22 protein-coding genes are annotated in these 24,446 nt (G+C 75.5%); 12 read left to right on the plus strand and 10 right to left on the minus strand.

Features of this window, described 5'->3' with window-relative positions; all coding sequences use genetic code 11:
* Positions 1 to 24 precede the first annotated feature (24 nt).
* The 3 genes from ACFWMZ_RS09290 to ACFWMZ_RS09300 all read left to right on the plus strand — a co-directional run bounded on the left by ACFWMZ_RS09290 (position 25) and on the right by ACFWMZ_RS09300 (position 4,060).
* On the plus strand, positions 25 to 1,698 hold the full coding sequence (locus ACFWMZ_RS09290) for a phytoene desaturase family protein (protein WP_383200596.1): 1,674 nt from the start codon (positions 25 to 27) through the stop codon (positions 1,696 to 1,698).
* Positions 1,695 to 2,750 (plus strand): MDR family NADP-dependent oxidoreductase, encoded by a 1,056-nt coding sequence (locus ACFWMZ_RS09295; RefSeq protein WP_383200497.1) that lies wholly within the window; start codon positions 1,695 to 1,697, stop codon positions 2,748 to 2,750. The genes ACFWMZ_RS09290 and ACFWMZ_RS09295 overlap by 4 nt, the downstream gene beginning before the upstream one ends.
* A gap of 110 nt (positions 2,751 to 2,860) precedes the next feature.
* Positions 2,861 to 4,060 (plus strand): cytochrome P450, encoded by a 1,200-nt coding sequence (locus ACFWMZ_RS09300; RefSeq protein WP_383200500.1) that lies wholly within the window; start codon positions 2,861 to 2,863, stop codon positions 4,058 to 4,060.
* 52 nt (positions 4,061 to 4,112) lie between these two features.
* Here ACFWMZ_RS09300 and ACFWMZ_RS09305 read toward each other — a convergent pair whose 3' ends face one another.
* On the minus strand, positions 4,113 to 4,715 hold the full coding sequence (locus ACFWMZ_RS09305; protein ID WP_383200503.1) for an N-acetylmuramoyl-L-alanine amidase: 603 nt from the start codon (positions 4,713 to 4,715) through the stop codon (positions 4,113 to 4,115).
* A gap of 419 nt (positions 4,716 to 5,134) precedes the next feature.
* Here ACFWMZ_RS09305 and ACFWMZ_RS09310 point away from each other — a divergent pair, with 419 nt between their 5' ends.
* Complete coding sequence (locus ACFWMZ_RS09310) at positions 5,135 to 5,284, plus strand: hypothetical protein (RefSeq protein WP_383171855.1); 150 nt, start codon at positions 5,135 to 5,137, stop codon at positions 5,282 to 5,284.
* 200 nt (positions 5,285 to 5,484) lie between these two features.
* Here the strand turns inward: ACFWMZ_RS09310 and xylB are convergent, their stop codons facing one another.
* The gene (xylB, locus tag ACFWMZ_RS09315) at positions 5,485 to 6,915 is read right to left on the minus strand and encodes a xylulokinase (RefSeq protein WP_383171857.1); all 1,431 of its coding nucleotides are present in this window, start codon (positions 6,913 to 6,915) and stop codon (positions 5,485 to 5,487) included.
* A gap of 187 nt (positions 6,916 to 7,102) precedes the next feature.
* On the opposite strand from xylB, the gene xylA reads away from it, so the two are divergent.
* Together xylA and ACFWMZ_RS09325 are read left to right on the plus strand one after the other, a co-directional pair.
* Entirely contained in the window at positions 7,103 to 8,269 is a 1,167-nt protein-coding gene (gene xylA, locus ACFWMZ_RS09320; protein WP_383200506.1) for a xylose isomerase, read from the plus strand.
* Between the two features lie 154 nt (positions 8,270 to 8,423).
* The gene (locus tag ACFWMZ_RS09325; protein ID WP_383171861.1) at positions 8,424 to 9,047 is read left to right on the plus strand and encodes a hypothetical protein; all 624 of its coding nucleotides are present in this window, start codon (positions 8,424 to 8,426) and stop codon (positions 9,045 to 9,047) included.
* A gap of 460 nt (positions 9,048 to 9,507) precedes the next feature.
* Here ACFWMZ_RS09325 and ACFWMZ_RS09330 read toward each other — a convergent pair whose 3' ends face one another.
* Both ACFWMZ_RS09330 and ACFWMZ_RS09335 read right to left on the minus strand, forming a co-directional pair.
* Positions 9,508 to 10,839, minus strand: coding sequence for an SWF or SNF family helicase (locus ACFWMZ_RS09330; RefSeq protein WP_383200509.1), 1,332 nt, complete (start codon positions 10,837 to 10,839; stop codon positions 9,508 to 9,510).
* A 71-nt stretch (positions 10,840 to 10,910) separates the two neighbouring features.
* Entirely contained in the window at positions 10,911 to 13,817 is a 2,907-nt protein-coding gene (locus ACFWMZ_RS09335; RefSeq protein ID WP_383200512.1) for a DEAD/DEAH box helicase, read from the minus strand.
* A 368-nt stretch (positions 13,818 to 14,185) separates the two neighbouring features.
* Here ACFWMZ_RS09335 and ACFWMZ_RS09340 point away from each other — a divergent pair, with 368 nt between their 5' ends.
* Both ACFWMZ_RS09340 and ACFWMZ_RS09345 read left to right on the plus strand, forming a co-directional pair.
* Positions 14,186 to 15,259: a fatty acid desaturase family protein gene (locus ACFWMZ_RS09340; protein WP_383200515.1), complete on the plus strand. Its 1,074-nt coding sequence runs from the start codon at positions 14,186 to 14,188 to the stop codon at positions 15,257 to 15,259.
* 153 nt (positions 15,260 to 15,412) lie between these two features.
* Positions 15,413 to 15,595: a hypothetical protein gene (locus tag ACFWMZ_RS09345; protein ID WP_383171869.1), complete on the plus strand. Its 183-nt coding sequence runs from the start codon at positions 15,413 to 15,415 to the stop codon at positions 15,593 to 15,595.
* A gap of 33 nt (positions 15,596 to 15,628) precedes the next feature.
* Here the strand turns inward: ACFWMZ_RS09345 and ACFWMZ_RS09350 are convergent, their stop codons facing one another.
* Entirely contained in the window at positions 15,629 to 16,987 is a 1,359-nt protein-coding gene (locus tag ACFWMZ_RS09350; protein WP_383200518.1) for a tannase/feruloyl esterase family alpha/beta hydrolase, read from the minus strand.
* 285 nt (positions 16,988 to 17,272) lie between these two features.
* The gene (locus tag ACFWMZ_RS09355) at positions 17,273 to 18,136 is read right to left on the minus strand and encodes a hypothetical protein (protein ID WP_383171873.1); all 864 of its coding nucleotides are present in this window, start codon (positions 18,134 to 18,136) and stop codon (positions 17,273 to 17,275) included.
* A gap of 239 nt (positions 18,137 to 18,375) precedes the next feature.
* Between ACFWMZ_RS09355 and ACFWMZ_RS09360 the strand changes: the two genes are divergently transcribed.
* The gene (locus tag ACFWMZ_RS09360) at positions 18,376 to 19,302 is read left to right on the plus strand and encodes an oxygenase MpaB family protein (RefSeq protein ID WP_383200521.1); all 927 of its coding nucleotides are present in this window, start codon (positions 18,376 to 18,378) and stop codon (positions 19,300 to 19,302) included.
* Positions 19,303 to 19,312: 10 nt separating this feature from the next.
* Here ACFWMZ_RS09360 and ACFWMZ_RS09365 read toward each other — a convergent pair whose 3' ends face one another.
* Complete coding sequence (locus ACFWMZ_RS09365; protein WP_383171877.1) at positions 19,313 to 19,912, minus strand: class I SAM-dependent methyltransferase; 600 nt, start codon at positions 19,910 to 19,912, stop codon at positions 19,313 to 19,315.
* 208 nt (positions 19,913 to 20,120) lie between these two features.
* On the opposite strand from ACFWMZ_RS09365, the gene ACFWMZ_RS09370 reads away from it, so the two are divergent.
* Positions 20,121 to 20,726, plus strand: coding sequence for an ATP/GTP-binding protein (locus tag ACFWMZ_RS09370; protein ID WP_383200524.1), 606 nt, complete (start codon positions 20,121 to 20,123; stop codon positions 20,724 to 20,726).
* Positions 20,727 to 20,936: 210 nt separating this feature from the next.
* Here ACFWMZ_RS09370 and ACFWMZ_RS09375 read toward each other — a convergent pair whose 3' ends face one another.
* Complete coding sequence (locus tag ACFWMZ_RS09375; RefSeq protein WP_383171881.1) at positions 20,937 to 21,365, minus strand: PPOX class F420-dependent oxidoreductase; 429 nt, start codon at positions 21,363 to 21,365, stop codon at positions 20,937 to 20,939.
* Positions 21,366 to 21,459: 94 nt separating this feature from the next.
* Between ACFWMZ_RS09375 and ACFWMZ_RS09380 the strand changes: the two genes are divergently transcribed.
* Together ACFWMZ_RS09380 and ACFWMZ_RS09385 are read left to right on the plus strand one after the other, a co-directional pair.
* Positions 21,460 to 21,879 (plus strand): roadblock/LC7 domain-containing protein, encoded by a 420-nt coding sequence (locus ACFWMZ_RS09380; protein WP_383171883.1) that lies wholly within the window; start codon positions 21,460 to 21,462, stop codon positions 21,877 to 21,879.
* Positions 21,880 to 21,988: 109 nt separating this feature from the next.
* Positions 21,989 to 23,047, plus strand: a complete 1,059-nt coding sequence (locus tag ACFWMZ_RS09385; RefSeq protein ID WP_383200527.1) for a DUF6397 family protein — start codon at positions 21,989 to 21,991, stop codon at positions 23,045 to 23,047.
* Here the strand turns inward: ACFWMZ_RS09385 and ACFWMZ_RS09390 are convergent.
* Entirely contained in the window at positions 23,017 to 23,556 is a 540-nt protein-coding gene (locus ACFWMZ_RS09390) for a tetratricopeptide repeat protein (protein WP_383171887.1), read from the minus strand. The two genes, ACFWMZ_RS09385 and ACFWMZ_RS09390, sit on opposite strands and share 31 nt — an antisense overlap.
* Positions 23,553 to 24,425, minus strand: coding sequence for an acyl-CoA thioesterase (locus tag ACFWMZ_RS09395; RefSeq protein ID WP_383200530.1), 873 nt, complete (start codon positions 24,423 to 24,425; stop codon positions 23,553 to 23,555). The genes ACFWMZ_RS09390 and ACFWMZ_RS09395 overlap by 4 nt, the downstream gene beginning before the upstream one ends.
* Positions 24,426 to 24,446: the final 21 nt, after the last annotated feature.

Genomic DNA, 24,446 nt, shown 5'->3' on the forward strand with positions numbered 1-24,446 from the left:
CCCGCGGCGGGCCGCCGGGAAACCATGATCATCATCGGGGCGGGGCTCGGCGGCCTCTCCACCGGCTGCTACGCCCAGATGAACGGCTACCGGTCCCAGATCCTGGAGATGCACGAGATCCCCGGCGGCTGCTGCACCTCCTGGGAGCGCGGCGACTACACCCTGGACGCCTGTGTGAGCTGGATGCTCGGCAGCGGCCCGGGCAACGAGATGCACCAGATCTGGCTGGAGCTCGGCGCCCTCCAGGGCAAGGAGGTCCGCCACTTCGACGTCTTCAACACCGTGCGCGGCCAGGACGGCCGGGCGGTCCACTTCTACTCCGACCCCGACCGCCTCCAGGCCCACCTCACCGACCTCTCACCCGCCGACGCCAAGCGGATCAAGGAGTTCTGCGGCCACCTGCGGGCCTTCCGCAAAGCCCTCACCGTCTACCCCTTCCTCAAGCCCGTCGGCCTGATGGGCCGGGCGGAGCGGCTGCGGATGCTCGCCTCCTTCGTCCCGTACGCCAACGCCGTGCGCAAGACGATCTCGGTGCTGATGGCGGAGTACTCGGCGCGGTTCCAGGACCCGCTGCTGCGCCAGGCGTTCAACTTCGTCCTCTACGAGAAGCACCCCAACTTCCCCGTCCTGCCGACCCACTTCCAGCTCGCCTCGCACGCCAACCTCTCCGCGGGCGTCCCCGAGGGCGGCTCGCTCGGCGTCGCCCGGTCGATCGAGCGGCGCTACCTCGGACTCGGCGGCGAGGTCGCGTACAACACCAAGGTCGAGGAGGTGATCGTCGAGGACGACCGGGCCGTCGGCGTGCGGCTCAGCGACGGCCGCGAACTCCGTGCCGACATCGTGGTGTCGGCGGCCGACGGCCCCACCACGATGAACAAGTTCCTGGGCGGCCGCTACCTCGACGACGCCTACCGGCGGCTCTACACCGACACCCTCCACCGGCCCGGCATGGTCTTCCCCGGCTACTTCACCCTCTTCCTCGGCCTCAAGCGGAGCTTCCCCGAGGCCGACCCCTGCACCACCTACCTCCTCAGCGACGAGCAGGCGGCCGAACTGACCGGCATCCGTCACCCGAGCGTCAACGTCCAGTTCCGCAACCGGCACTACCCCGAGCTCTCCCCGCCCGGCACGAGCGTCGTCTACGCCACCTACTTCTGCGACATCGCCCCCTGGCGCGCCCTGGACGAGGGGCCCGAGCAGGCCACCCGCCGCAGGGGCGGGCAGGAGCTGCACACCCTGCCCGTCCGCCACGGCCGCGGCTACTACGCGGCCAAGCGCCGGGCCAGGACCGCGCTGGTGAGCTTCCTGGAGGAGCGCTTCCCCGGCCTGGCGGACTCCATCGCCGTACGCGACGTCTCCAGCCCCCTCACCCAGGTCCGCTACACCGGCAACCACGACGGCACGGTGCTCGGCTGGCAGCCGTTCGTGGAGAGCGGGGAGACGCTGGAGGAGCTGGTCAAGAAGCACGGACCCGGACTGCCCGGCCTCGCCAACTTCTACCAGTCGGGCGTCTGGGCGATCACCGGCGGCCTGATCCGTGCGGCGGCGGCGGGCCGTCACGTCATGCAGTTCGTCTGCCGCGACGACGGCAGGCCCTTCACCGCCTGGGTCGACACCTCCGCCCCGCCGCCCACCCACCGCGTCATCCCCGTCGGGCCGCAGCCAGGCCCCGCCACCGCGTCGAAGGAGCCGCAGTGAAGATCAAGAAATGGGTCGTGCGCGAGCACGCCGAGGGCGCCCCCGACGTCGGGCGGGTCTACGAGAAGGTGGTCGAGGACGTCCCGGTCGACCTCGCCCCCGACGAGATGCTGCTCAAGACCTTGTACGTCTCGGTCGACCCCTACCTCCAGGGCATCGCCCTGGACACCCCCGTCGGCTGCCACATGGGCGCCGACTCGATCATGGAGGTGCTGGAGGCCGGGCCGCGCGCCGCCCACCGCCCCGGAGACCTGGTGCAGGGCTTCGGCGGCTGGCGGTCCCACGTGATCAGCGACGGCGCCCCCAAGCTCTGGCAGACCGGCACCTTCCCGATGGTCTTCCCCGCCTACCGCCGCCTCCGACGGGACTGGTACGACGAGGCGCTGCCGCTGGAGACCGCGCTCAGCGCGATGGGCGGCCCCGGCATGACCGCCTGGGGCACCCTCACCACCTTCCTCGACCCCCGGCCGGGCGAGACCCTCGTGGTGAGCGGCGCCTCCGGAGCCGTCGGCACCCTCGCCGGCCAGCTCGCCCGGCTCGCCGGGGCCCGGGTGGTCGGCACCACCTCCAGCCCGGCCAAGGCGGCCTACCTGACAGGGCTGGGCTTCGACGAGGTCGTCCGCTACCGGCACGGCGACAGCGCCGGCCAGGTAGGCGAGGCGCTGGCCCGGGCGGCGCCGGACGGCGTCGACCACTACTTCGACAACCTCGGCGGCGCCGTGACCGACGCGGTCTTCTCCCAGCTCAACGTCGGCAGCAAGGTGGCGGTGTGCTGGCAGTGGGCGACCCAGGTGGGAGGCGAGGCGGTCGGGCCGCGTCTCCTGCCGTACATCATGTTCCCCCGCACGACGGTGCGCGGGATCTTCTCCCTGGAGTGGTTCACCGACGCCAACTGGCGTGCCCTGCACGCCGATCTCGGCGACCGCCTCCGACGGGACGAGGTCGTCTGCGACCACACCCTGCACCAGGGGTTCGACGCCATCCCGGCCGCCTACGGCAGCCTCTACCACGACCGTACGGCCAACTTCGGCAAAGTCCTGGTCGCCCTGTGACCCACACCGGAGGCGGCCCGCTCAGGCCCCCCTCCGGCGTCCTCCCCCGGGCGGGTCCACCGCCGCGCCCGCGCCCCCAGCTCCTCGTACCGTCACCGCCCGGAGGCACCGTGTCCGCCGCACTCCCCACCAGCGCCGAGGCCGACCCGCCGCTCGCCCCGCTCCACCACCGCCCGCCCGCCACGCCGGGCCCGCCCCGGCCGTGCACGCTGCCCGACGGCTCACCCGGCTGGGTGGTCGACCGGTACGACGACGTACGCCAGGTGCTCAGCGACAGCCGGTTCGGCCGGGCCGGGCTCTACGCCACGGACGGCCCCGCCCGCTCCGAGGCGGCGGGCCTGGTGGACGACCCGGACCTGATGTTCAACCAGGACGGGGCGGACCATTTGCGGCTGCGCCGCACCATGCGCCGCGCGTTCACCCCGCGGGCCGTCGCCCGGTGGCGCCCCTGGATCGCCGCGATCGTGGACCAGCTGCTCGACGCGATGGTGCAGCGGCGCGGACCGGTGGACGTCGTCGCCGAGTTCACCCTGCCGCTGCCGGTGGCGGTGATCAGCCGCCTGATGGGACTCGACGCCTCGGTCCGCGGCCGGATGCGTCATTGGAGCGCGCACGCCTTCTCGGACGGCACCCGGCCCAGGGCGGAGGTGGAGGCGGCGCTGGCGGAGTTCTCCGCCTTCGGCACCCGCCTGCTCGCCGAGCGGCGCGGCGCGCCCGGGGACGACCTGGTCAGCGGCCTGGTCCTGGCCGCCGACGCGGAGGGCGGCATCCCCGAGAGCCAACTGGTCAGCCTGGTCTGCGGGTTGGTGGTGGGCGGCCACGACAGCACCATGACCATGCTCGGCAACTCCCTGCTCTACCTGCTCGGGGAACGGCCGGAGACCTGGCCCCGTCTCGCTGACGAGCCGTCCGCGGAGCTGGCCGCGGCCCGCCTCCTCCACCTGATCCCGCTCGGTGACGACCCGGGCAGCGCCCGTCACGCCGCCGAGGACGCCGAGGTCGGCGGGGTCCTCATCCCGGCCGGTTCGGTGGTGCTCGCCGACTCCACCACCGCCAACCGCGACCCCGCCGTCTTCCCCGAGGGGGAGGCCGAGGCCCTCTTCACCCCGCTCGCGGCCCCCACGCTCTCCTTCGGCGCGGGACCGCACTACTGCCTGGGGGCGTGGCTGGCCCGGCTGGAACTCCACCTCGCCCTGCACCGGCTGGCGGTGCGCTTCCCGGAACTGCGGCTGGCGGAACCGAAGGAGGCGGTCCGCTGGCGGCTGGGCGGGACCTCGCGCAGCCCGGAACGGCTGCTGGTGGCCTGGTAGCGGGGCCCGGCTCCGGTGCGGGCGCCGCCGCACCCGCACCGGAGCCGTCCGCTCAGGCGGCCTTGACCAGCGTGATGTAGCGGTCCCAGTCCCACAGGGGGCCCGGGTCGGTGTGGGTGGCGCCGGGCACCTCGTGGTGGCCGATGATGTGCGCCCGCGTCTTCGGGATCGCGTACGAGTCGCAGACCGCCGCGGTGAGCGCGGCCGACGCCTCGTACATGGCGTCGGTGAAGTACTCCGGCTGGTCGACCCACCCCTCGTGCTCGATGCCGACGCTGCGGGTGTTGTAGTCCCAGTTGCCCGCGTGCCAGGCGACGTCCGCCTCGCGGACGCACTGGGCGACCCGCCCGTCGGCGGAGCGCACGACGTAATGGGCCGAGACCTGCTTGGCCGGGTTCTGGAAGATGCCGAGGGTGTCGGCGTACGTCTCCTGCGTCACGTGGATGACGACGAAGTCGACCGGGTACTGGCGCGGCCGGTTGGCCACCGTGTAGTTGCCGGGCGCGGCCGGCACCCAGTCGGCGTCCGGGCGCTGCTGGGCCTCCACCCGGCTCGCGAAGGCCGGCCCGGCCGAACCGGCGAGCAGCACGGCGGGCAGGGCCGCCGCCCCCTTCAGCAGATTCCTGCGGGCTACGGAGGTTCTGGGACGTTCCACGGCGGTCCTGCCTCTCGGTGGGGGAACCGGGCCGCCGCCACGGCGGCCCGCTGAGAAGCCCCGCCGACGGGCGCGGGGCCGGGGCGGGGGCGGGACGGTGTACGGGTGGTACGCGATCCACCGCGAGCCGGGGCGTGCGCGCCGGTGCGGCGACGACAGCACGGTACGCGCGTAGATGACCCGGCGGTAGAGGGCGCGGGGGAGCGGCGCGGGGACGGCGGGGCGGGCCGCAGCCGCCCGGTCGCGGCCGTGAACTGCCGCCGCGCGGCCGGGAGGTGACGGCGCGTCAGTACACCGGCTTCTGTCCGGTTCCAGGACGCCACACCACGCCCGCCCGTTCCGCGCCAGTCTCGCTCCGCGCGTGCGCGTCCTCCCAGGCGATCTCGGAGAGCAAACAGGCCCCTGCCCGGAGACGCGCCATGCCCGCCGCGCTCCTGGCCGTGACGGTCCTCGTCCCCGCTGGTTCCCGCCCTTGCTCGGGATTCAGCCTGCCGGTCTTCCTGGTGGTCGACGCCCTCGTGGGCCTGTGGTCCCGGCGACGGGCCGCCGAGCGGACTCCGACGGGCTGACGGGCCGGCGGGCTGACCTCGATGTCAGGGGAAGCGTGCGGCCAGGTCGCGCTCTTCCCCTGGCACCGGCTCGGCCTCCCCGCCGGTCCCCGCCCGCTGCGGGCCGAGGTGCTGAGAGGGCTTGCAGGACAGCGGCGGTCGGCCGGGACGGCGGCGGGCGGCCGAGGGGCGGGGCTGCACGCCGCTGTACGCCGCCGGATTCAGCCCTCGCGCCAGAGTGCTCCCGCGTCCCTCACCACGCCCGCGAGGCGGTCGGCCGTCGCCTCGTCCCGGGGTAGCGGGTCGAGCAGGGGGCCGTCGGTGGTGCCCCAGCGCCGGGCGACGGCGGCGGGGTCCTCGCCGGTGAGCAGGCCCGCCGCCTGCGCGGCCGCGCCGAGGGCGACCAGCTCGGCGGCGCGCGGCACGCGGACCGGGCGGCCGGTCAGCCGCCGCACCGTCTGCTGCCAGGCGGTGCCCCGGGCGCCGCCCCCGATGAGCAGCACCGGCTCCGCCGGGTCGGCGTCGGCGTCGAGGACGAGGCCGAGCGCGTCGAGCAGGGAGTGCACCGCGCCGTCGTAGGCGGCCTGGAGGATCTGGCCGGGCGTCGTGTCGTGCCGCAGACCGGTCAGCAGGCCCGAGGCGTGCGGGAGGTTCGGGGTGCGTTCGCCGTCGAGGTAGGGCAGGAAGGTGGCGGAGCCGCCCGGTTCGACGGCCTCGCGGTCCAGGCCGAAGAGGGCCGCCACCCGGTCGACGGCCTGGGTGCAGTTGAGGGTGCAGGCCAGCGGCAGCCAGTCGCCGCGGGCGTCGGCGAAGCCGGCGACGGTCCCGGTCGGGTCGGCGGGCCGGTGCACGGAGACCGCGTAGGCCGTGCCGGAGGTGCCGAGGCTCAGCACCGGGGTGCCGGGGCGCAGCCCTAGCCCGAGCGCGGCCGCCGCGTTGTCGCCCGTTCCGGCGGCGACCAGGGTGCCCCGGGCGAAGGGCAGTTCGCCCTCGCGGACCGTGCCCGCGACCTCGCCGGGGCCCACCACCTCGGGGAGCAGCCCGCGGTCCAGGCCGATCAGCTCCAGCACCGTGTCGTCGTACGCCTCCTTCGGGCCCGCCCACCAGCCGGTGCCCGAGGCGTCGCCGCGGTCGGTGGTGCCGCGGCCGGTGAGCCGCTCGGTGAGGTAGTCGTGCGGGAGGCGGACGGCCGCGGTGGCGCGGGCGGCCTCCGGCTCGTGCTCGGCCAGCCACGCCCACTTGGCGGCGGTGAACGAGGCGCCCGGCACGCTGCCGATCCGGTCGGCCCACACCTGCGGGCCGCCGAGCTCCGCCACCAGGCGGCGCGCCTGCGGGGCCGAGCGCACGTCGTTCCAGAGCAGTGCGGGACGGACCGGGGTGCCGTCGGCGTCCAGGGTGACCAGGCCGTGCTGCTGGCCCGCGACCGAGACGGCGGCGGCCCGGTGGGCGGCCGGGCCGCAGGCGCGTACCGCCTCGGTCAGCGCCGACCACCAGTCGCGGGGGTCGCTCTCCCGGCCGGTGCCGGTGGTGACGCGGTGCGGCGCCTGGCCGGTCGCGACGACCCGGCCCGTTCCCGCGTCGACCACCAGGGCCTTGGCGGACTGGGTGGAACTGTCGACTCCGACGACGAGCGGACCCTCGGCGGTTGACATCGGCCTCTCCGTCTCTGCTGGGTGGCCGCCGCGCGCCGGGGGCGTGCGAACGGCGGCGGGCGGGGGGTGGTGCGCCGAGCCTGCCACGCCCGGCGCCCCGGGTCGACCATCCTGACCCCTTCCCATCTCGCCGTCCCGCCAGTAATTTGTCAACGCCGCGAACGAATACCTTTCAGGGAGCCGCACCATGACGTACCAGCCCACCTCCGCGGACAAGTTCACCTTCGGCCTGTGGACCGTCGGCTGGCAGGGCCGCGACCCGTTCGGTGACGCGTCCCGGGCCGCCCTCGACCCGGTCACCTCCGTGCACCGGCTCGCCGAACTCGGCGCCCACGGCGTCACCTTCCACGACGACGACCTCATCCCCTTCGGCGCATCGGAGGCCGAGCGCGAGGCGGTCGTGAAGCGGTTCCGGCAGGCCCTGGACGCCAGCGGGATGAAGGTCCCGATGGCCACCACCAACCTCTTCACCCACCCGGTCTTCAAGGACGGCGGCTTCACCGCCAACGACCGCGACGTGCGCCGCTACGCCCTGCGCAAGACGCTGCGCAACATCGACCTCGCCGCCGAGCTCGGCGCCACCACCTACGTGGCCTGGGGCGGCCGCGAGGGAGCCGAGTCGGGCGGGGCCAAGGACGTCCGGCTGGCCCTCGACCGGATGAAGGAGGCCTTCGACCTGCTCGGTGAGTACGTCCTCGACCAGGGCTACGACCTCCGCTTCGCCATCGAGCCGAAGCCCAACGAGCCGCGCGGCGACATCCTGCTGCCCACCATCGGCCACGCCCTCGCCTTCATCGAGCGGCTGGAGCGCCCCCACCTGTACGGGGTCAACCCCGAGGTCGGCCACGAGCAGATGGCCGGACTCAACTTCCCGCACGGCATCGCCCAGGCCCTCTGGTCCGGCAAGCTCTTCCACCTCGACCTCAACGGCCAGTCCGGCATCAAGTACGACCAGGACCTCAGGTTCGGCGCGGGCGACCTCAGGGCGGCCTTCTGGCTGGTCGACCTGTTGGAGACGGCCGGGTACGACGGGCCCCGGCACTTCGACTTCAAGCCGCCGCGCACCGAGGACCTGGACGGCGTCTGGGAGTCCGCTGCCGGCTGCATGCGCAACTACCTGATCCTCAAGGAGCGTGCCGCCGCCTTCCGCGCCGACCCCGAGGTCCAGGAGGCGCTGCGCGCCGCCCGCCTGCCCGAACTGGCCCTGCCCACCGTCGAGGACGGCCTCGCCGGACTGCTCGCCGACCGCTCGGCCTACGAGGAGTTCGACGTGGACGAGGCCGCCTCCCGCGGCATGGCCTTCGAGCGGCTCGACCAGCTGGCCATGGACCACCTGCTGGCCGCCCGGGACTGACCCGCCTCCGGTTCTGTACGGCCGCCGGGCGGGGGCGCCCCTCCCGCCCGGCGGCTCCCCGGGCGCCCGCCCGGCCCGCTGAAGATGTCCGGGAACTGTCGCGATTCACGCCGCGGGGTGGCAACCTGACGCGCCATCAGGCGAACCTGGGGTCATGGCTACGCCGCCCGAACCACCCCAGCCCCCGACCCCTCCGCCCGGCGACGGCGGACCCGGCCCCGAGCCGGCGCCCACGCCTGCCCCCGCCCCCGGGGAGGGGATGCCGCCCGCCGAGGCGTCCGGGGCGAAGCCCCCGGAGGGACCCGAGCCGCCCCCGCCCGGTCCGCCCCCGCCGGGCGCGGCCGACGGTTCCGGCGAGACGGCGTCCCTCGCCTTCGGTTCCGGCGGCGGCCACCACGGCGGTCCCTGGCCACCGCCCCCGCCCGGAGACGGCGGCCGGCGCCGCGGGCTGCTCATGCTGATCGCGGCCGCCGTGGCCGTGGCCGCCATCGCCCTCGTCCTGATCCTGCTGGCCGGCCGCGACGACGGGGAGGGCGAGCCGCCCTCCGGGCCGGGACCGCAGCTGACGGAGTCCTCCCCGCCACCGTCCTCGACTCCCAAGGAGCAGCCGCCGGGGGAGGCGCCCACGGCCTGGCCCTCCGACTTCCCGTCGGACTTCCCGACCGATCTCCCCTCCGGCTTTCCCAGCGATTTCCCGTCGGACTTCCCCACGGAGCTGCCGAGCGACTTCCCCACCGAGGACCTTCCGTCCGGCTGGCCCTCGGAATTGACCGGCTGACGTCGGCCGGGAGGGTCGCGGCCCGCCGCCCGGCCCCGTACACCGACGGCGCCATCCGGAGGGCCGGACGGCGCCGTCGGGACGGGGCGGGAGGAGGGCGCCGGTCGTACGGGTCGGCAGTGGCTGGGGACGCTGCCCTTGTCGTCACCCCGCAGGTAGATGGCGCTGCGGCCGTCAGAGCGCTTCAGCCTGCCGGTGCGCACCTTCTCTCCCGTTGGTGTGCGCCACGGCGTGGCGGCTCTCGCCGCCTGGCCGTGAGCAGGCGCCGCCGGACGCCCCGGCAGCCGGACCCGGCGACCGGACCCGGTCCGACGCCCCTGAAGCCATGTCCGCCACGGTCGCCGAACCAGGACCACCCTTCAGTCGCCCGCCGGAGGGAGAGCGCGGCCACGCGTTCCCGGCGTACGGCCCGGGCCGGGCCCGTACGCGGGTGGCGCCTCCGGCCGGCCCGGCGCTCCGCTCACCGGGAAGCCCGGGCCAGCGCCAGAGCCTGCGCCGGGTCCCGCACCGGCGGGCCCACGGGAGCCCAGCGCCCGCGCTCCTTCCGGTACGGCCACCATCGGCCGTCCGGCGCGGACCGCACCTGGACGCCCTCGTCCGGGAGCGTCCACCGCCCCCGCGCCGCGCGGAAGGCGGGGCGCTCGCCCTCCTCCCACGCCGCGTCGAGCGCCGCGCGCGCCCGCGCAGCCGTCTCCGTGGTGAGCGGCTGGTCCTCCTCCAGCACCCGCAGCGCCGTAGCGCCGCCGAACTCCCAGGCCCATACCGCCAGTGCCAGGCCCTCACGGCTGCGCCCCGAGGCATCGGCGAGCCGCTGGGCCGCCTCGGCGCCGGGGCGGGCCGCCGCCAGCCGGACCGCGTCCGCACCGAGCGGAAGCGCCGCCTCCACCGGTGTCTCGGCGTGGCCCGGTGCCACGGCGCGCGCCAGCAGCCGCCGGGCCTCCTCGGCCGCCTGACCGGCGAGGAAGGTGAGTGCTCCGGCGTCGACGCCGGGCGCGGGCGCCGCCTCCGTGCCCAGGTTCGGCGTCTCACCCGCGTACTCCGGCGGCTCCGGCAGGGGCGGCAGTGGCGGGAGGAGTGCTCCCAGCGCGTACGCCTCACCGGCGGGTACGCCCTCGGCCGGGGCGGCGCGTCCGGGTCCGGCCCGGCGGGCGGCGCGCCGGGTGCCGCGTACCTGGAGGCTGTCGAGCAGCGCCCGTTCCGCGCGGCCGCGCATCAGCAGCAGGACGAACGGGTCCTGGTCCAGCAGCCGCGCCATCTGGTAGCTGAGCGCCGCCGTGTGCCCGCAGTGGTCCCACGCCTCGCAGGTGCAGGACGGCTCCAGGTCGCCGATGCCGGGCAACAGGTCCACGCCCGCCTGAGCCGCGTCCTCCACCAGGTGGGGCGGCATCTCACGGTCCAGCAGCGCCGCGACGTGCGCGGCGCGTTCGAGGGCCATGTCCACGAAGCGGTCCCAGCCGTCCGGTGAGAGCGGCTCCCACACCACGTCCGCCCGGTAGACGGCGCCCGCGCGGTCCTGGACCACCGCCGTGATCCGGCCCGGGCGCACCGAGACCGCACCGACCGCACCGGCCCGCGCCAGTCGGCGCCCCGCCTTCAACTGCGCGGAGTCCAGCGCGGTTTCCTCCAGCGCCCGCAGCCACGACTGGCCCCACCAGCTGGTGGCGAACCCCCGCCCGCCCGCCGGGGGCAGCGCCGCGAACGTCCGCTCCTGCGCCGGGGCCGTCCCCGAGGCGTCCTCCCCGCCGAACTCCTCGGCCTCGTCGCCGTCCCACATGCCGCTCTCCGCCGTCATCCCTGCCCACGTCCCGTCCGTCGTCCCACCGCTTCCTTCCGCGCCCTCCCGCCAGGGCCCCGGCGCGCCGGTCACCGGGCGGCCGTCCGCAGCGTGACCAAGTCCGCCAGCTCGGCGTCGCTCAGCTCGGTGAGCGCCGCCTCCCCGCTGGTCAGCACGGCGTCGGCGAGGGCCTGCTTGCGCACCAGCAGGTCGGCGATGCGGTCCTCGATGGTGCCCTCCGTGACGATCCGGTGGACCTGCACGGGACGGGTCTGCCCGATCCGGTACGCGCGGTCGGTGGCCTGCGCCTCGACCGCCGGGTTCCACCAGCGGTCGACGTGGACCACGTGCTCGGCGCGGGTCAGGTTGAGCCCGGTACCGGCCGCCTTCAGGGAGAGCAGGAAGACGGGGACCTCGCCGTCCTGGAAGCGCCGCACCATCTCCTCCCGGGCCGGGATCGGCGTCTGCCCGTGCAGGAACTGGGCCGCCACCCCGCGCGCGGCGAAATGGCGTTCCAGCAGCCGACCCATCCGCACGTACTGCGTGAAGAGCAGCGCCCCGGCGCCCTCGGCGAGGATCGTGTCCAGCAGCTCGTCGAGCAGCTCCACCTTGCCCGAGCGGCCGCCGACCCGCGGCCGGTCCTCCTTCAGGTACTGGGCGGGGTGGTTGCAGATCTGCTTCAGCGCGGTCAGCAGCTGCACGATCAGGCCGCGCCGCTCCATGCCGCCGGCGGCCGCCACGGCGGCCAGCGTCTCGCGGACCACCGCCTCGTACAGTCCCGCCTGTTCGGCGGTCAGCCCCACCGCGTGGTCCGTCTCGGTCTTCGGCGGCAGCTCCGGGGCGATCCCCGGGTCGGACTTGCGGCGCCGCAGCAGGAACGGCCCCACCAGCCGGGCCAGCCGCCGCGCGGCCGCCGGGTCGTCGCCGGACTCCACGGCGCGGGCGTACACCCGCCGGAAGGTGCCGAGCTTCCCGAGCAGGCCGGGCGTGGTCCAGTCGAGCACCGCCCACAGCTCCGAGAGGTTGTTCTCGACCGGGGTGCCCGTCAGCGCCACCCGCGCCTTCGCCGGGACGGCGCGGAGCTGACGGGCCGTGGAGGAGTAGGGGTTCTTCACGTGCTGCGCCTCGTCGGCCACGACCATCCCCCACCCCGCCCCGGCGAGGGTGTCGGCATCCAGCCGCATCGTGCCGTACGTGGTGAGGACGAAGCCGCCGTCCGGCAGGGCTGCGGCCGAGCGCGCGGCACCGTGGTACCGGCGCACCGGGGTGCCGGGAGCGAACCGTTCGATCTCCCGCTGCCAGTTGCCCATCAGCGAGGCCGGGCACACCACCAGCGTCGGCCCCGCCGTCGCCGGGTCGGTCTGCCGGTGCAGGTGGAGGGCGATCAGGGTGACGGTCTTGCCCAGCCCCATGTCGTCGGCGAGGCAGGCGCCGAGCCCGAGCGAGGTCATGCCGGCCAGCCAGCTCAGCCCCCGGTGCTGGTAGTCGCGCAGGGTCGCCGCCAGCGCCGCGGGGACGGGCACCGGCTCGGCCCGCTGCGGGTCGGCGATCCGTGCCCGCAGCTCCTCCAGCGCGCCGGAGGCCCGTACCTCGACCCGCTCGCCGTCGATGTCGGCGGAGCCGGTGAGGGCGGCGCCGACCGCGTCCATCGGCGTGAGGGCGTGCTCGCGCCGCTCGCGGGCGCGCCGGGCCTGCCCGGGGCCGACCAGCACCCACTGGTCGCGCAGCCGCACCACCGGCCGCTTCGCCTCGGCCAGGACGTCCAGCTCCTCTCGGGTCAGCCGCTCGTCGCCGAGGCTGAACCGCCAGTGGAAGGTCAGCAGCGAGCCGGCGGAGAGAAGCGCCGGTCCCGCGCTCTCCCCGCCACCGCCGGCGGCCGGGCCGACCGTGCCCCTGGCCGTCAGCTCGCGCGCCAGCTCCCGGGGCCAGTGCACCTCGACACCGGCCCCGGCCAGTGCCTTCTGGCCCTCGCCCAGCAGGTCGGCGATCTCCTCGTCGGCCAGCTCCACCGCGTCCGGCGCCCCGGCCGCCAGCAGCGGCGACAGCGGGGCCCACATCCCGGCCGCGCGGCGCAGCGCCAGTAGCGCGTCGACCCTGGCCCGGGGGCCGAACGCCCCGTCGTCCGCCCCGGCACCGGCCCAGACCTCGGCCGCGTCGGCCACCCGGCCGGGGTCGCTCAGGCTGTGCAGTTGCAGCACCGCGCGGAACGATCCCAGCACGTCGGCGTGGCCCTCGGGCAGCGAACCGGCCTCCGCCTCCCTGATGCCGGCGGGCGGTTCGATGCGCAGTGAGAGCCGCACCCCGGCGTCGTGACCCGCGGCCACGTCGGCGGCCCAGGCGCGCTGCCCGGGCAGATGCTGGGGCGGGCCCGCCGTGTAGGCGTCGTTCCCGGTGAGGGCGGGAGCGGCCGCCGAGCGGGGCAGGGTGTCGGCCAGGGCGTCGAGGAAGTTCCGCAGCAGCCGCTCCGGTTCGGCCAGCCGGAGTGCGGCCGCCTCGGCTCCGGGCGGCGCATCGACCGGCCCGGCGTGCGCCGACGGGGGCATGGAGGCGGCGAGTTCGCGTACCCGCTCCACCTCGCCGGGGCCGAGCGGCCCGCACCGCCAGGCGTCGTGGTCGGCGGGGGAGAGGCCGGGCAGCAGCAGGCCCCGGGCGAGGAGGTCCAGTCCCAGCAGGGCGGCGGCACCCCAGAACGCCGCCGACGGGTGGGCGTCGCCGGAGAGCCTGGCGCGGGTGAGGACGGGCAGGGCCCGCCCGAGGGGCAGCAGCACCGCGCGGACCGGATGGACCCGCAGTGCCCCCTCGGCGTCCGGCGCGTCGGCCGGGAGGGCCAGGGCGAGCTCTCGGACGTCGGCGCCGGGCAGCTCCGGAGCGGCGGAGCCGTCCGCGGGGAAGAAGGCGACGGTGCCGCTCCGTGCCGGGTCACCCGGGACGAACACGGCGGCGCAGGCCGTCAGGGACCGGACCTCGGAGGGGGAGAAGGCAGGGTGGGTCTGCACGGCGATGGTGATTCCTCAAATTTGACTACCTGCTGCTGAGCGGCCGAGGGTACAGCACCGCAACCGCCGGGACCCGCTCCCGCAGGGTGATCCAGATCACTCCGGACGGCCCGCTCGGGGGTAGGGCTACCACCACCCGCGCCCTGGGCCGAACCCCCTGTCGGGCCAGGGGTTTTCCCCCGGGCCGTTCTGGAGGCTTCCGCCATGGCCGCGGCTTGCCTCCACCCCGTAGCGTGGAGGCATCGGAGGCGGACCGGCCGCGGACCAGGAGTGCGGCGCCCCGATCCCGCGCGGCCATCGCGCCGACCCGCCTTCCCGCCCGCCCGGCCACGCACCGACGTGCCGTGGCGGAGAACCGGAGACACCCCATGCCCCGAACGGCCGGCCTCACCGCCGCCTCAGCCCTCGGCCCTCCGAGTACGCCGCCCGCCGCCGAGGCGGCCACCGGCAGCGAGTTCACCCCCCTGCTGCGCACGGTGCGCGGGCAGGGCCTGCTGGAGCACCGCACCGGCTGGTACGTCCGCACCATCGGCCTCAACCTGCTGGCCCTGGCCGCCGTCGTCACCGGCGTCGTCCTGCTCGGGGAGAGCTGGTGGGCGCTGCTGCTGGCGCCGCCGCTCGCCGTCCTCTCCGCCCGCACCGCCTTCGTCGGCCACGACGCGGGCCACTCCCAGATCACCGCCGACCGCCGCGTGGCCCGCCTCATCGGCCTCGTCCACGGCAACCTGCTGCTCGGCATGGGCTACGCCTGGTGGAACGACAAGCACAACCGCCACCACGCCAACCCCAACCACACCGAGAAGGACCCCGACGTCGCCCCCGACGTGCTCGTCTTCTCCGGCCACCAGGCCGTCGGCCGCACCGGCTTGCAGGCCTGGCTGACCCGCAACCAGGCCTGGCTGTTCTTCCCCCTCACCCTCCTCGAAGGCGTCGCCCTGAAGGTGTACGGCTTCCAGGACCTGCGCAACCACCCGTGGCGCGTCCGCCTCGTCGAGGGTGGCCTGCTCACCGCCCACGTCGCCGGGTACGCGGTGCTGCTGCTGACCTTCCTCACCCCCTGGCAGGCCCTCGCCTTCGCCGCCGTCCACCAGGGACTCTTCGGGCTCCACCTCGGCATGGCCTTCGCCCCCAACCACAAGGGCATGGAGATGCCCGGCCCGGACGGCCCGCGCTGGGGGCACCTGCGCCGCCAGGTCCTCACCTCCCGCAACATCCGCGGCGGGCCGGTCACCGACTGGCTCCTCGGCGGCCTCAACTACCAGATCGAGCACCACCTCTTCCCCAGCATGCCCCGCCCCCACCTGCGCCTGGCCCAGCCCCTGGTCCGCGCCCACTGCGAGCGGCTCGGCCTCCCCTACACCGTGACCGGGGCGGTCGACTCCTACCGCCAGGTGCTCAGCCACCTCCACCAGGTCGGCGACGGCCTGCGCCCGGCCGTCTGACCCCTCGGCGCCGCACCCCGCCTTCACCTGCCCGGCAGGCGACCGGGTGCGCCGGCAGCGCCTCGGCGCGCGGGCGAGCACACTGGAACCAGCGGCGCGGGCGCAGCGTTGTCACCACAGACGGCGGACCCCGCCACCGAGGAGGTCATCGACATGTCGACGAACACCAAGATCGCCGTGGGAGGAGTGGCGGTCGGCCTGCTCCTGCTGATCTGGCTGCCCTGGTGGGCGGCGCTCCTGATCGTGCTGGGCGTCCCGGCCGCCGCCTACCTCACCCTCGACCCCTCCCAGCGCCGCCGGCTGCGCAGCACGCGCCGCCGAGAGATCGGGCGCTGACCGGCTCCGGAGCTCACGAGGCGGCCCGCCGCCTCAGCGCAGCGCGCAGGAGTTGACCACGTCGCCGTCGGCGGGCCGGGCCACGGTCCGGTCGCTCGGCGGCGGCGTGCCGCGCTCCACCCACGCGGTCAGCGCGTCGAAGGCCGACCGGTGGCAGGGCAGGAGGGGCCGCAGCCGGTCCGGATGGCTGTCGTACAGCCCGTCGGTGTGGGTGCCGCCCGCCACCGTGTAGAAGCGGTGCAGCCGCCCGGCCCCCGCGCGGTCGATCATCCGGCTGTAGACGGCCGAGTCGGCGGCGAGCGGCAGCAGGGTGTCCAGGTCGCCGTGGAGCGTCAGCATCGGCTTGCCGATCCGGCCGGTGAGCGCCACCTTCTCCAGCGCCCGGCGCACCGAGGCGGGGCGCCGCCCGAGGTCGTAGCGGGCGTCCGAGGCGCAGGGCGCGAGGATCTCCTCCACCGTCGAACCGGCCGACGCGCCCGGGCACGCCGGGTCGTAGGACGGATCGAACTCCGCGCGGTACGTCTTCTGCGTGACGCCCCAGTAGGCCGTGCGGTGGTACTCCCACAGGAACTCCGAGCCCCGCGCGAACCCGGCCCGGTACATCGCGGCGTCGTCGGCCGCGCCCGTCCCGTGCGCCACCGCCGTCGGCAGCGAGGTCAGCAGGCTCGGCCCGTCGGCCGTCCAGAGCGCGCCCTCCCAGTCGACCCCGCCGTCGTACAGCTCCGGCCGGTTCTCCAACTGCCAGCGGGCCAGGTAGCCGCCGTTGGAGATCCCGGTGACGTAGGTCCGGCGCGGCGCCTTCCCGTACCGCTGGGCCACCACCTTCTGCGCCGCCCGGGTCAGCTCCGTCGTCCGCCGGTTCCACTCGGCGACCGCGTCACCGGGCCGCTTCCCGTCCCGGTAGAAGTCGGGGGTGCTGTTGCCCTTGTCGGTCGCCGCGTAGGCGTACCCGCGCGCCAGGACGTGGTCGGAGACGGCGGTGTCGGTCGCGTACTGCTTCCGGGTGCCGGGGGCGCCCGTCACCACCAGTCCGCCGTTCCACCGCTCGGGGAGCCGGATCACGAACTGCGCGTCGTGGTTCCAGCCGTGCGTCGTGTTGAACGCGGAGTCGTCCGGGAAGTACCCGTCCACCTGCCGCCCCGGCACCCCCGAGGGATTGCGCGTCCCCGCCGCCGTCAGCCCCGCCTGGTCCGCCATGTCGGTGTACGCGGTACCGGCCAGCCCCGCCGTCGTCAGGTCGGGCAGACACGCCACCCGCTGGTGCTCGGCGCCGGGAACCCGCAGCCGCTCCGGGCCCGCGCACCCCGCCCCGCGCTCGGGGCCCGCCCCGGCGGCCGGTGCCGCACCGGTCACCGCGACGGCGGCCAGCGCGGTGGCCAGCAGGACGACCACGGGGCCGCGGGGGCGCGTACCCCTGGCGGACCGGAGGCCCCGCTGGTCCCCCTCGCGGCCCGGCGGGACGGCTCGCGGCGGCTCGGCCGCGTCTCCCGCCGACCGGGCCCTGGCCCGTCCCCGTTCCCGCCCTCGAAAAATCCCCATGGCATGCCTCCCGGGCAGCACGATCCGACGCTGTGAGCGCCCCATCGTGCGGCGGGCCCCGGTGCCGGGCCATGGGCCGGCACCACACACGGCGGCCGGGAGCGGTGTGGCGCCCGGCGGCCGGTCCGGGCCCGCGCCTCAGCTCTCCGGGGGCGCGAGCGCCGCCAGCCCCTCCAGCAGCGCCGGAAGCCGTGCGCCCCGCCCGACCGGGAGCACCTGGGCGGGCTCCTCGTCCAGCAGCACGAAGGCGATGTCGTCGGTCCGCGCCACCAGCGACCAGCCGGGCCCGTCGACACGGAGGGTCCGCGCCTCCCCGGAGGCGTACGCCGAGCGCACCCGGCCCGGCGGAGGGGGCGACTGGAGATAGGCGTGCGCCTCGCTCAGCGCCCGCCGCACCCCCGGGTGCGCGTGGGCGATCCCGCCGGATGCGGTCGCGTCCCCCTCGTCGGCGGCCTCTGCCGGAGCGGGGGAGGAGGTGAACTCCGAGGTGTCCGTCTCCTGGCGCCACTCGGCCCAGCGCAGCGCGATCTCGTCCGCGCCGAGCCGCCGCTGCGGCCCGCCCCACCGCCCGGTGTCCGGCGGCGCCAGCCTCGGCAGCCCGGCCAGCTCGGGGCCGGGCTCCGGATCGTGCGGCACGGGCACCCCGGGTGCCCGCACCGCCAGCTCCAGCGGCCACCCCGGCAGGGCGGTCACCACGGTCTCCTCGCGCGGCGACAGGTCGTACTCCATGCCGCAGTCCCAGGCGGCGACGGCCACCGCGACCAGCGGCACGTCGTCCACCACGACCGTCCACCGCGCACCCGCGCCGTCCTGCCCCAGCACCAGCCCGTAGCCGTCCGCCGCCGGGGCGAGGCCGAGCGCGGCGCAGGCCGCCGGATAGTCGTCGGCGAAGACCCCCGGGAAGCGGCCCGGCGTCATCACCATCGCGGTCAGCACGAAGAGCGCGTCGTCGTCCGCCCCGGCCGGATCGCCTGTCCCCTCGGTCTCCTCGACGCCCGCCATGGCAGCTCCCCACGTCATCGGTCCCGCGCCCGCGCCCGAGGGCGCCCCGGCGCTGTCGTCGGCGCACCTTAACCAGTGGGTAACCCGGGCGTCGAGAACCCCGGAGCCACCGTTCTCGGACGTTCACGGAACCCGACGGAACCCGGCGCCCGGGCGCGCCGAGAACCGGAGCGTGACGCTGGGCCACCAGCCGTGGCACACCGTAGAGTTGACGGCCCGACACTTTGAGGGGGCAGTCTGTGAAGCGCTTCGAGCGGCTCCGGCACATCCGTACGCTCGACCCGGAGAAGGATTACCTGGAGATCTACCGGCTCACCGCCACCTACGAGTTCCCCTGGGACCACACCCGCGCCCTCGAACTCGCCCTCTACCGCACCTACGCCGTCCCCAGCATCGGCCGCCTCCTCGCCGAGACCGCCGAGCTCACCGACCGCACCCAGAAGCGGTACGACGACACGGCGCTCCTCCTCGACGCCGTGGTGGAGCACGGCTTCGACCACGAGGAGGGCCGGACGGCGATCCGGCGGATCAACCGCATGCACCGCAGCTACGACATCAGCGACGACGACATGCGGTACGTCCTGTGCACCTTCGTCGTCGTCCCCAAGCGCTGGATCGACCGGTACGGCTGGCGCCGCCTCTCCCGGCACGAGGCCGAGGCCGCCGCCGCGTACTACCGCACCCTCGGCCGCCACATGGGCATCCCGGACATCCCCGAGGACTACGCCGCCTTCGAGGAGTGCCTCGACTCCTACGAGCGGGCCCACTTCGGCTGGGACGAGAAGGCCCGCACCGTCTCGGACGCCACCCTCGACCTGATGGCCTCCTGGTACCCGAAGCCGCTCGCCCCCCTGCTGCGCACCGCCATCCTCGCCCTCCTCGACGACCCGCTCCTGGACGCCTTCCGCTACGACCATCCCGGCCCCCTCACCCGGCGCCTGGTCCGGGGCGCCGTACGGCTGCGCGGCCGGGCGGTCCGGCTGACGGGCCCGCGCACCGAGCCGCACCACGCACGGCAGAACCCGGAGATCAAGGGGTACCCGGACGGCTACCGCGTCGCCGAACTGGGCACCTTCCCGGTCCCCGGAGTCCGCGGCTGCCCCGTCCCGCACCAGTCCGCCCCGGCCGCGGGCAAGGTCCCGGAGGCGACGGGCGAGGAGGGCTGACCCGGCCGGTTCAGCCCGTCCGCTCGGCCAGTACGAGATACCGGTCCGGTTCGTCCGCGTACGACCGGGTGCGCCAGCCGTTGGCGTCCAGCAGCGCCGTGACCGGGCCTTCGGCGCGCAGGTCGTCCGGGGAGAGGGTGCGCCCCTGCCGGGCGGCGAGCGCCGCCCGGCCGATCGGATGGAAGAGCGCCAGGGTGCCGCCGGGCCGCACCACCCGCGCCCACTCGCGGACCCCCGCCGCGGGGTCCGCGAGGTGCGAGACCATCCCGGCGGCGAACACCGCGTCCAGCGCGCCCGTACGCAGCGGCAGCCGCTCCGCGTCCGCCAGCAGCAGCGCCCCGGCCTCCCGGCGGCCCACCCGGGCCGCCTCGGCCAGCATCGCCTCCGTGAGGTCGGCGCCCAGCACCGTCCCCGCCGCCCCGACGGCCGCGCGCAGGGCGGGCAGCGCCCGGCCGGTGCCGCACCCGGCGTCCAGCACCGCGTCACCCGGGCGGAGCTCGAGCGCGCCGACGGCCGCCTCGTACGCCGGGCCGTCGTCCGAGAAGCGGCTGTCCCAGGTGGCGGCGCGGGGCGTGAAGAACTCCCGGACGTGTGCGTGAGCGTCGTTCATGTGCCCATGATCCCCCGCCACCGTCGCCCCGAGTGCGCATCGGCTGTCCCCGGGTGATCGCGGGCCGACAGCGTCCCGGCAGTTTGTGACAGCTTTCGAAACGCGCCCCTGCTCCGCGCCCTCGGCGCGGCTAACGTCCCGGACCCAGGGGAGCCCCGCGCCGACACTCCGTCCGGCGCGCCCGGACCACCCGGAGACGAGACCGCACATGAACGCATCGCAGCCCGCCGCCGCGTCCGCCGGTGAACCGCCGATGACGCTGAAGATCGTCGTCGCGGGCGGTTTCGGAGCAGGCAAGACGACCCTGGTCGGCGCGGTCAGCGAGATACGTCCGCTGCGCACCGAGGCCCCGCTGAGCGGCGTCGGCACCCACGTCGACGACACCAGCGGGGTCGCCGCCAAGACCGACACCACCGTGGCCATGGACTACGGCCGGATCACCCTCAAGGACGGGTTGTCCCTCTGCCTCTTCGGCACCCCGGGCCAGGACCGGTTCTGGTTCCTCTGGGACGACCTCGCGCAGGGCGCCCTCGGCGCGGTCGTCCTCGCCGACACCCGCCGCCTGCCCGACTGCTTCCCGGCCGTCGACTACTTCGAGGACCGCGAGATCCCCTTCGTCGTCGCCGTGAACTGCTTCGGCGGCGTCCGCAGCCACCGCAGCGACGACATCGCGCACGCCCTCGACCTGGACCCCGGCACGCCGGTCGTCCTCTGCGACGCCCGCGACCGCGAGGCCGTCAAGGACGTACTGGTCAGCCTGGTGGAGTACGCGGGACGGCGGCACACCGCGCGGCTGCTGGCCGCCGTCGGGTGAACGCCCGTGCCAGCGGCCGGATCTGCCGCCGTCAGGCCGGGGGAGCGGGAACGAACCCGTAGGCGTCTCCGCGAGCGACGACCCGCCCCGCCGTCGGGGGCGCGAAGTGCGGCGCAGCTCCTGGACGGCTGAGCGGGCGTCGGACACCTTCGGTGGGTGTCCGGGGCACCGACCGCCCGCCGGTCCGGCGGCCGTGTCCCGGGCGGGGGATCAGTCGGCCACGTCCGCCATCCCGGTGACCTTCTCCACCTCGACCCGCACCACGAGTTCACCGGGCACCCCGTTGCGGGCACCGAACTCGGCCGCCCGGTCCTCGCCCACGTACCGGGCGGCGATCCGGGTCGCCCAGTGCAGCAGCTCCGCCGGATCCTCACTCAGCCGGGCCCGCCCCTGGAGCACCGCGAAGGAGTACGGCGGCCGCTCGTCGTCCACACAGAGCGCCACCCGGCCGTCCCGGGCCAGATTGCGGCCTTTCACCGTGGCCGCTCCCGTGGTGAGGACCACGTCCCCGCCGTCCAGTACGAACCAGACCGGGGCGATATGGGGGCTGCCGTCCGCCCGGACCGTGGACACTTTGGCGGTTCGCGTGCCTTCCGAGACGAATGCGCGCCATGCTGCTTCAGTCATCTTCTGAGCCATCTCCTCATCATGCTTGCCCGGACGGCGACAGTGGTGAAGGCTTGCGGACCAGATCCTCCGGTCAGGGGGGACGGACACGGGGAGAGACCGGAATATGGCGCAGAAAAAGGGACTCGGCTGGCTGCTGGACGACCTGACGCAGCGGGTGAGCTTCGTCCGGCACGCCCTCGTCCTCTCCAACGACGGGCTGGTCACCGGGGCCAGCAGCGGCCTGGCCCGCGAGGACGCCGAGCACCTCGCGGCGGTCTCCTCCGGGCTGCACAGCCTGGCCAAGGGCTCCGGCCAGCACTTCCGGGCCGGCGGGGTCCGGCAGACGATGATCGAGTTCGACGACGCGGTCCTCTTCGTGACCGCCGCGGGCGACGGCAGCTGCCTCTGCGTCCTGAGCTCCGCCGACGCCGACCTCGGCCTGGTCGCCTACGAGATGACGCTCCTCGTCAACCGGGTGGGTGAGCACCTGGGGGTCGACGTGCGCATCCCCGAGAGCCGTCCGGGCGGGCTGCTCGGCCACTGACCTGCGGCGATGTAGGGACTCTCGGAGTTTTCCACAGGCCGGGCGAGATCGCCGCGGCGCGGTTACGGTTCGTTTCCAGGGCAAAGCACCGCTCACGGGGAGAATCGCCATGCCGTTCGCCGACCATCCGTCAGCCGTTCCTTCGCCGCCAGGCGTTCGCGGAACGGACGCCGCCGCGCGGAGCGGGCCACCACGCCCACCGGTCCCGCCCGGGCCGCCCGCGCTGAGCGCCGAGTCCGCGGCCCGCGCGCTGGGGCTGCGGCAGAGCGAGGTGGAGACGGCCGTCGGGCTCGGCCTGCTCGCCACCACCCGGGGCGCGGGCGGCCCGGGGGAGCGGCCCAAGGTGCCCGTCACCGAGATCCCCCGGCTGCTCGCCGCACCGGACCACCCCGACGGACTGCGCGCCCAGGTGGCCTCGGTCAGCGCCCGGGACGGCGCCGCCCTGCTGGGCATCACCGAGGAACGCTTCGCGAAGCTGGCCCGGCTCGGCCTGCTCACCCCGGTCCGCTGCCACCTCAACCGCTACCACTGCGTGGTCTGGCAGTACCTCGCCGACGAACTCCGCGCCGTCCGCCGCCACCAGGCACCCCACCTGACCGGGCAGCTCCCGGCGCCGCTGCGCAGCCTCCTGGCCACCGGCGACGACGCCCGGCCCCGTACCTGGCGGCGCCGGATCCTGGCCCAGCGCCTCAGCCGCGCCGGCACGTCCTGGGAGCGGGCCGCCGCCGTGGCCGCGCTCCTGCCCCGCGCGTACACCGCCGCGCTCCTGACCCCCGACGAGCAGCGCCGGCTGGACGCCGCCCGGCCCCGCCCGCTCTTCGCCCGCGCCCGGAGCAGAGCCGCCGAACGCGCCCTGGACCCCCTCACCCGGGCCCTGCCCGGCCCCGAGACGGAGCAGTACGCGGCCGAGCTGGCCGAGCTGATCGCCGAGGCCCGCGCGGCGGCGCTCCGGAGCGGTCACGTCCCGCGCGGCCCCCGCCTCGCGCGCCCCACGGCACCCGCCCGGCCCGCCGGACGGCTCCGCAGGCCCACCCCGACCCGGCCGCCCCAGCCGCCGGGCCCCGGCTCCACCGGCCCCGCCCGCAAGAACGGCCGGGCCCGAAGCGCCCGGCTCCAAGGCGGGCAGGCGCCCGGCGGTCAGGACAGGTCGTCCAGATCCCTCGCGTAGTGCCGGATCGCGGGCCCGTACGCGGCGACGCCCGGATCGGCGCTGGTCTCCGCGACCAGGATCAGCGCCAGCTCCAGCGCCTCCTTGGGGCGTCCTGCGCTGTACAGGGCCATGGAGAGGAAGGCGCGCAGCGCGGCGTCGTCAGGGAACTCCCGCACTCCGCCGCTCAGCGTCGCCACCGCCTCCTCGGCCCGGCCCAGCACCCGGTACGTCGAGCCGAGGCCGAGCAGCGCTCCGCGCCGGTCGGCGGAGGTCAGTCCCGGCAGGGCCAGCGCCCGCCGGTAGTGGGGCACCGCCTCCGCCTCCAGGCCGAGCACGTCGTGCGCCCAGGCCGTCTGGTAGGCCAGCTCGGCATCCTCGGGGTGTGCGGCGCAGAGCGGTACGAGCAGCTCACGGGCCTCCTCGGGGCGGCCCTCCTCGCGCGGCCGGACCGCCGCGCGGAGCTGGTCCGCCAGGCCGGGGGCGCGGGCCGCAGCGGGCGCGTCCCCGTGCGGCCCCGCCGTGCTCACCGGGTGAGCCTCCGGAACAGGCCCTCCTGGACGACGGAGACGAGGAGATTGCCCTCCCGGTCGTAGATCCGGCCGCGGGCCAGGCCGCGCCCGCCGGTGGCGATCGGGGACTCCTGGTCGTACAGGAACCACTCGTCGGCGCGGAAGGGGCGGTGGAACCACATGGCGTGGTCGAGGGAGGCCATGTCGAAGCCGCGCGGGCCCCACAGCGGTTCGACGGGGATGCGGACGGCGTCCAGCAGTGTCATGTCGCTGGCGTACGTCAGCGCGCAGGTGTGCACCAGCGGGTCGTCACCGAGCGGGCCGACGGCGCGCATCCACACGGCGCTGCGCGGCTCCGCGCCCTCGATCTCCTGCGGCGACCAGCGCAACCGGTCGGCGTACCGGATGTCGAACGGCTGGCGGCGCGCCATCAGCTCCAGTGCCTCCGGCAGCTCGCCGAGGTGCTCACGGACCTCGTCGGCGACGGTGGGCAGCGTCTCCGGGTCCGGCACCACCCGGGCGGGCGGCAGCTGATGGGTGAAGCTGCCCTCCTCCGGCCTGTGGAAGGAGGCCGTCAGGTTGAAGATCGTCCGCCCCTCCTGCACCGCGGTGACCCGCCGCGTGGTGAAGGACCGGCCGTCGCGGACCCGCTCCACCTGGTACACGATCGGCACCCCGGGCGTCCCGGGCCGTAGGAAGTAGGCGTGCAGCGAGTGGACCGGCCGGTCCCCTCCGGTGGTGCGCCCGGCCGCGACCAGCGCCTGCCCGGCGACCTGGCCGCCGAAGACGCGCTGCAGCGACTCCTGGGGGCTGCGCCCCCGGAAGATGTTGACCTCGATCCGCTCCAGATCCAGCAGATCCACCAGCCGCTCGGCTGCGTTCGTCATGTTCCGTTCTCTCCCGTGTCC

Origin of the sequence: Streptomyces sp. NPDC058373 (assembly GCF_042723275.1) — a bacterium.
Taxonomy (GTDB): Bacteria; Actinomycetota; Actinomycetes; order Streptomycetales; family Streptomycetaceae; genus Streptomyces.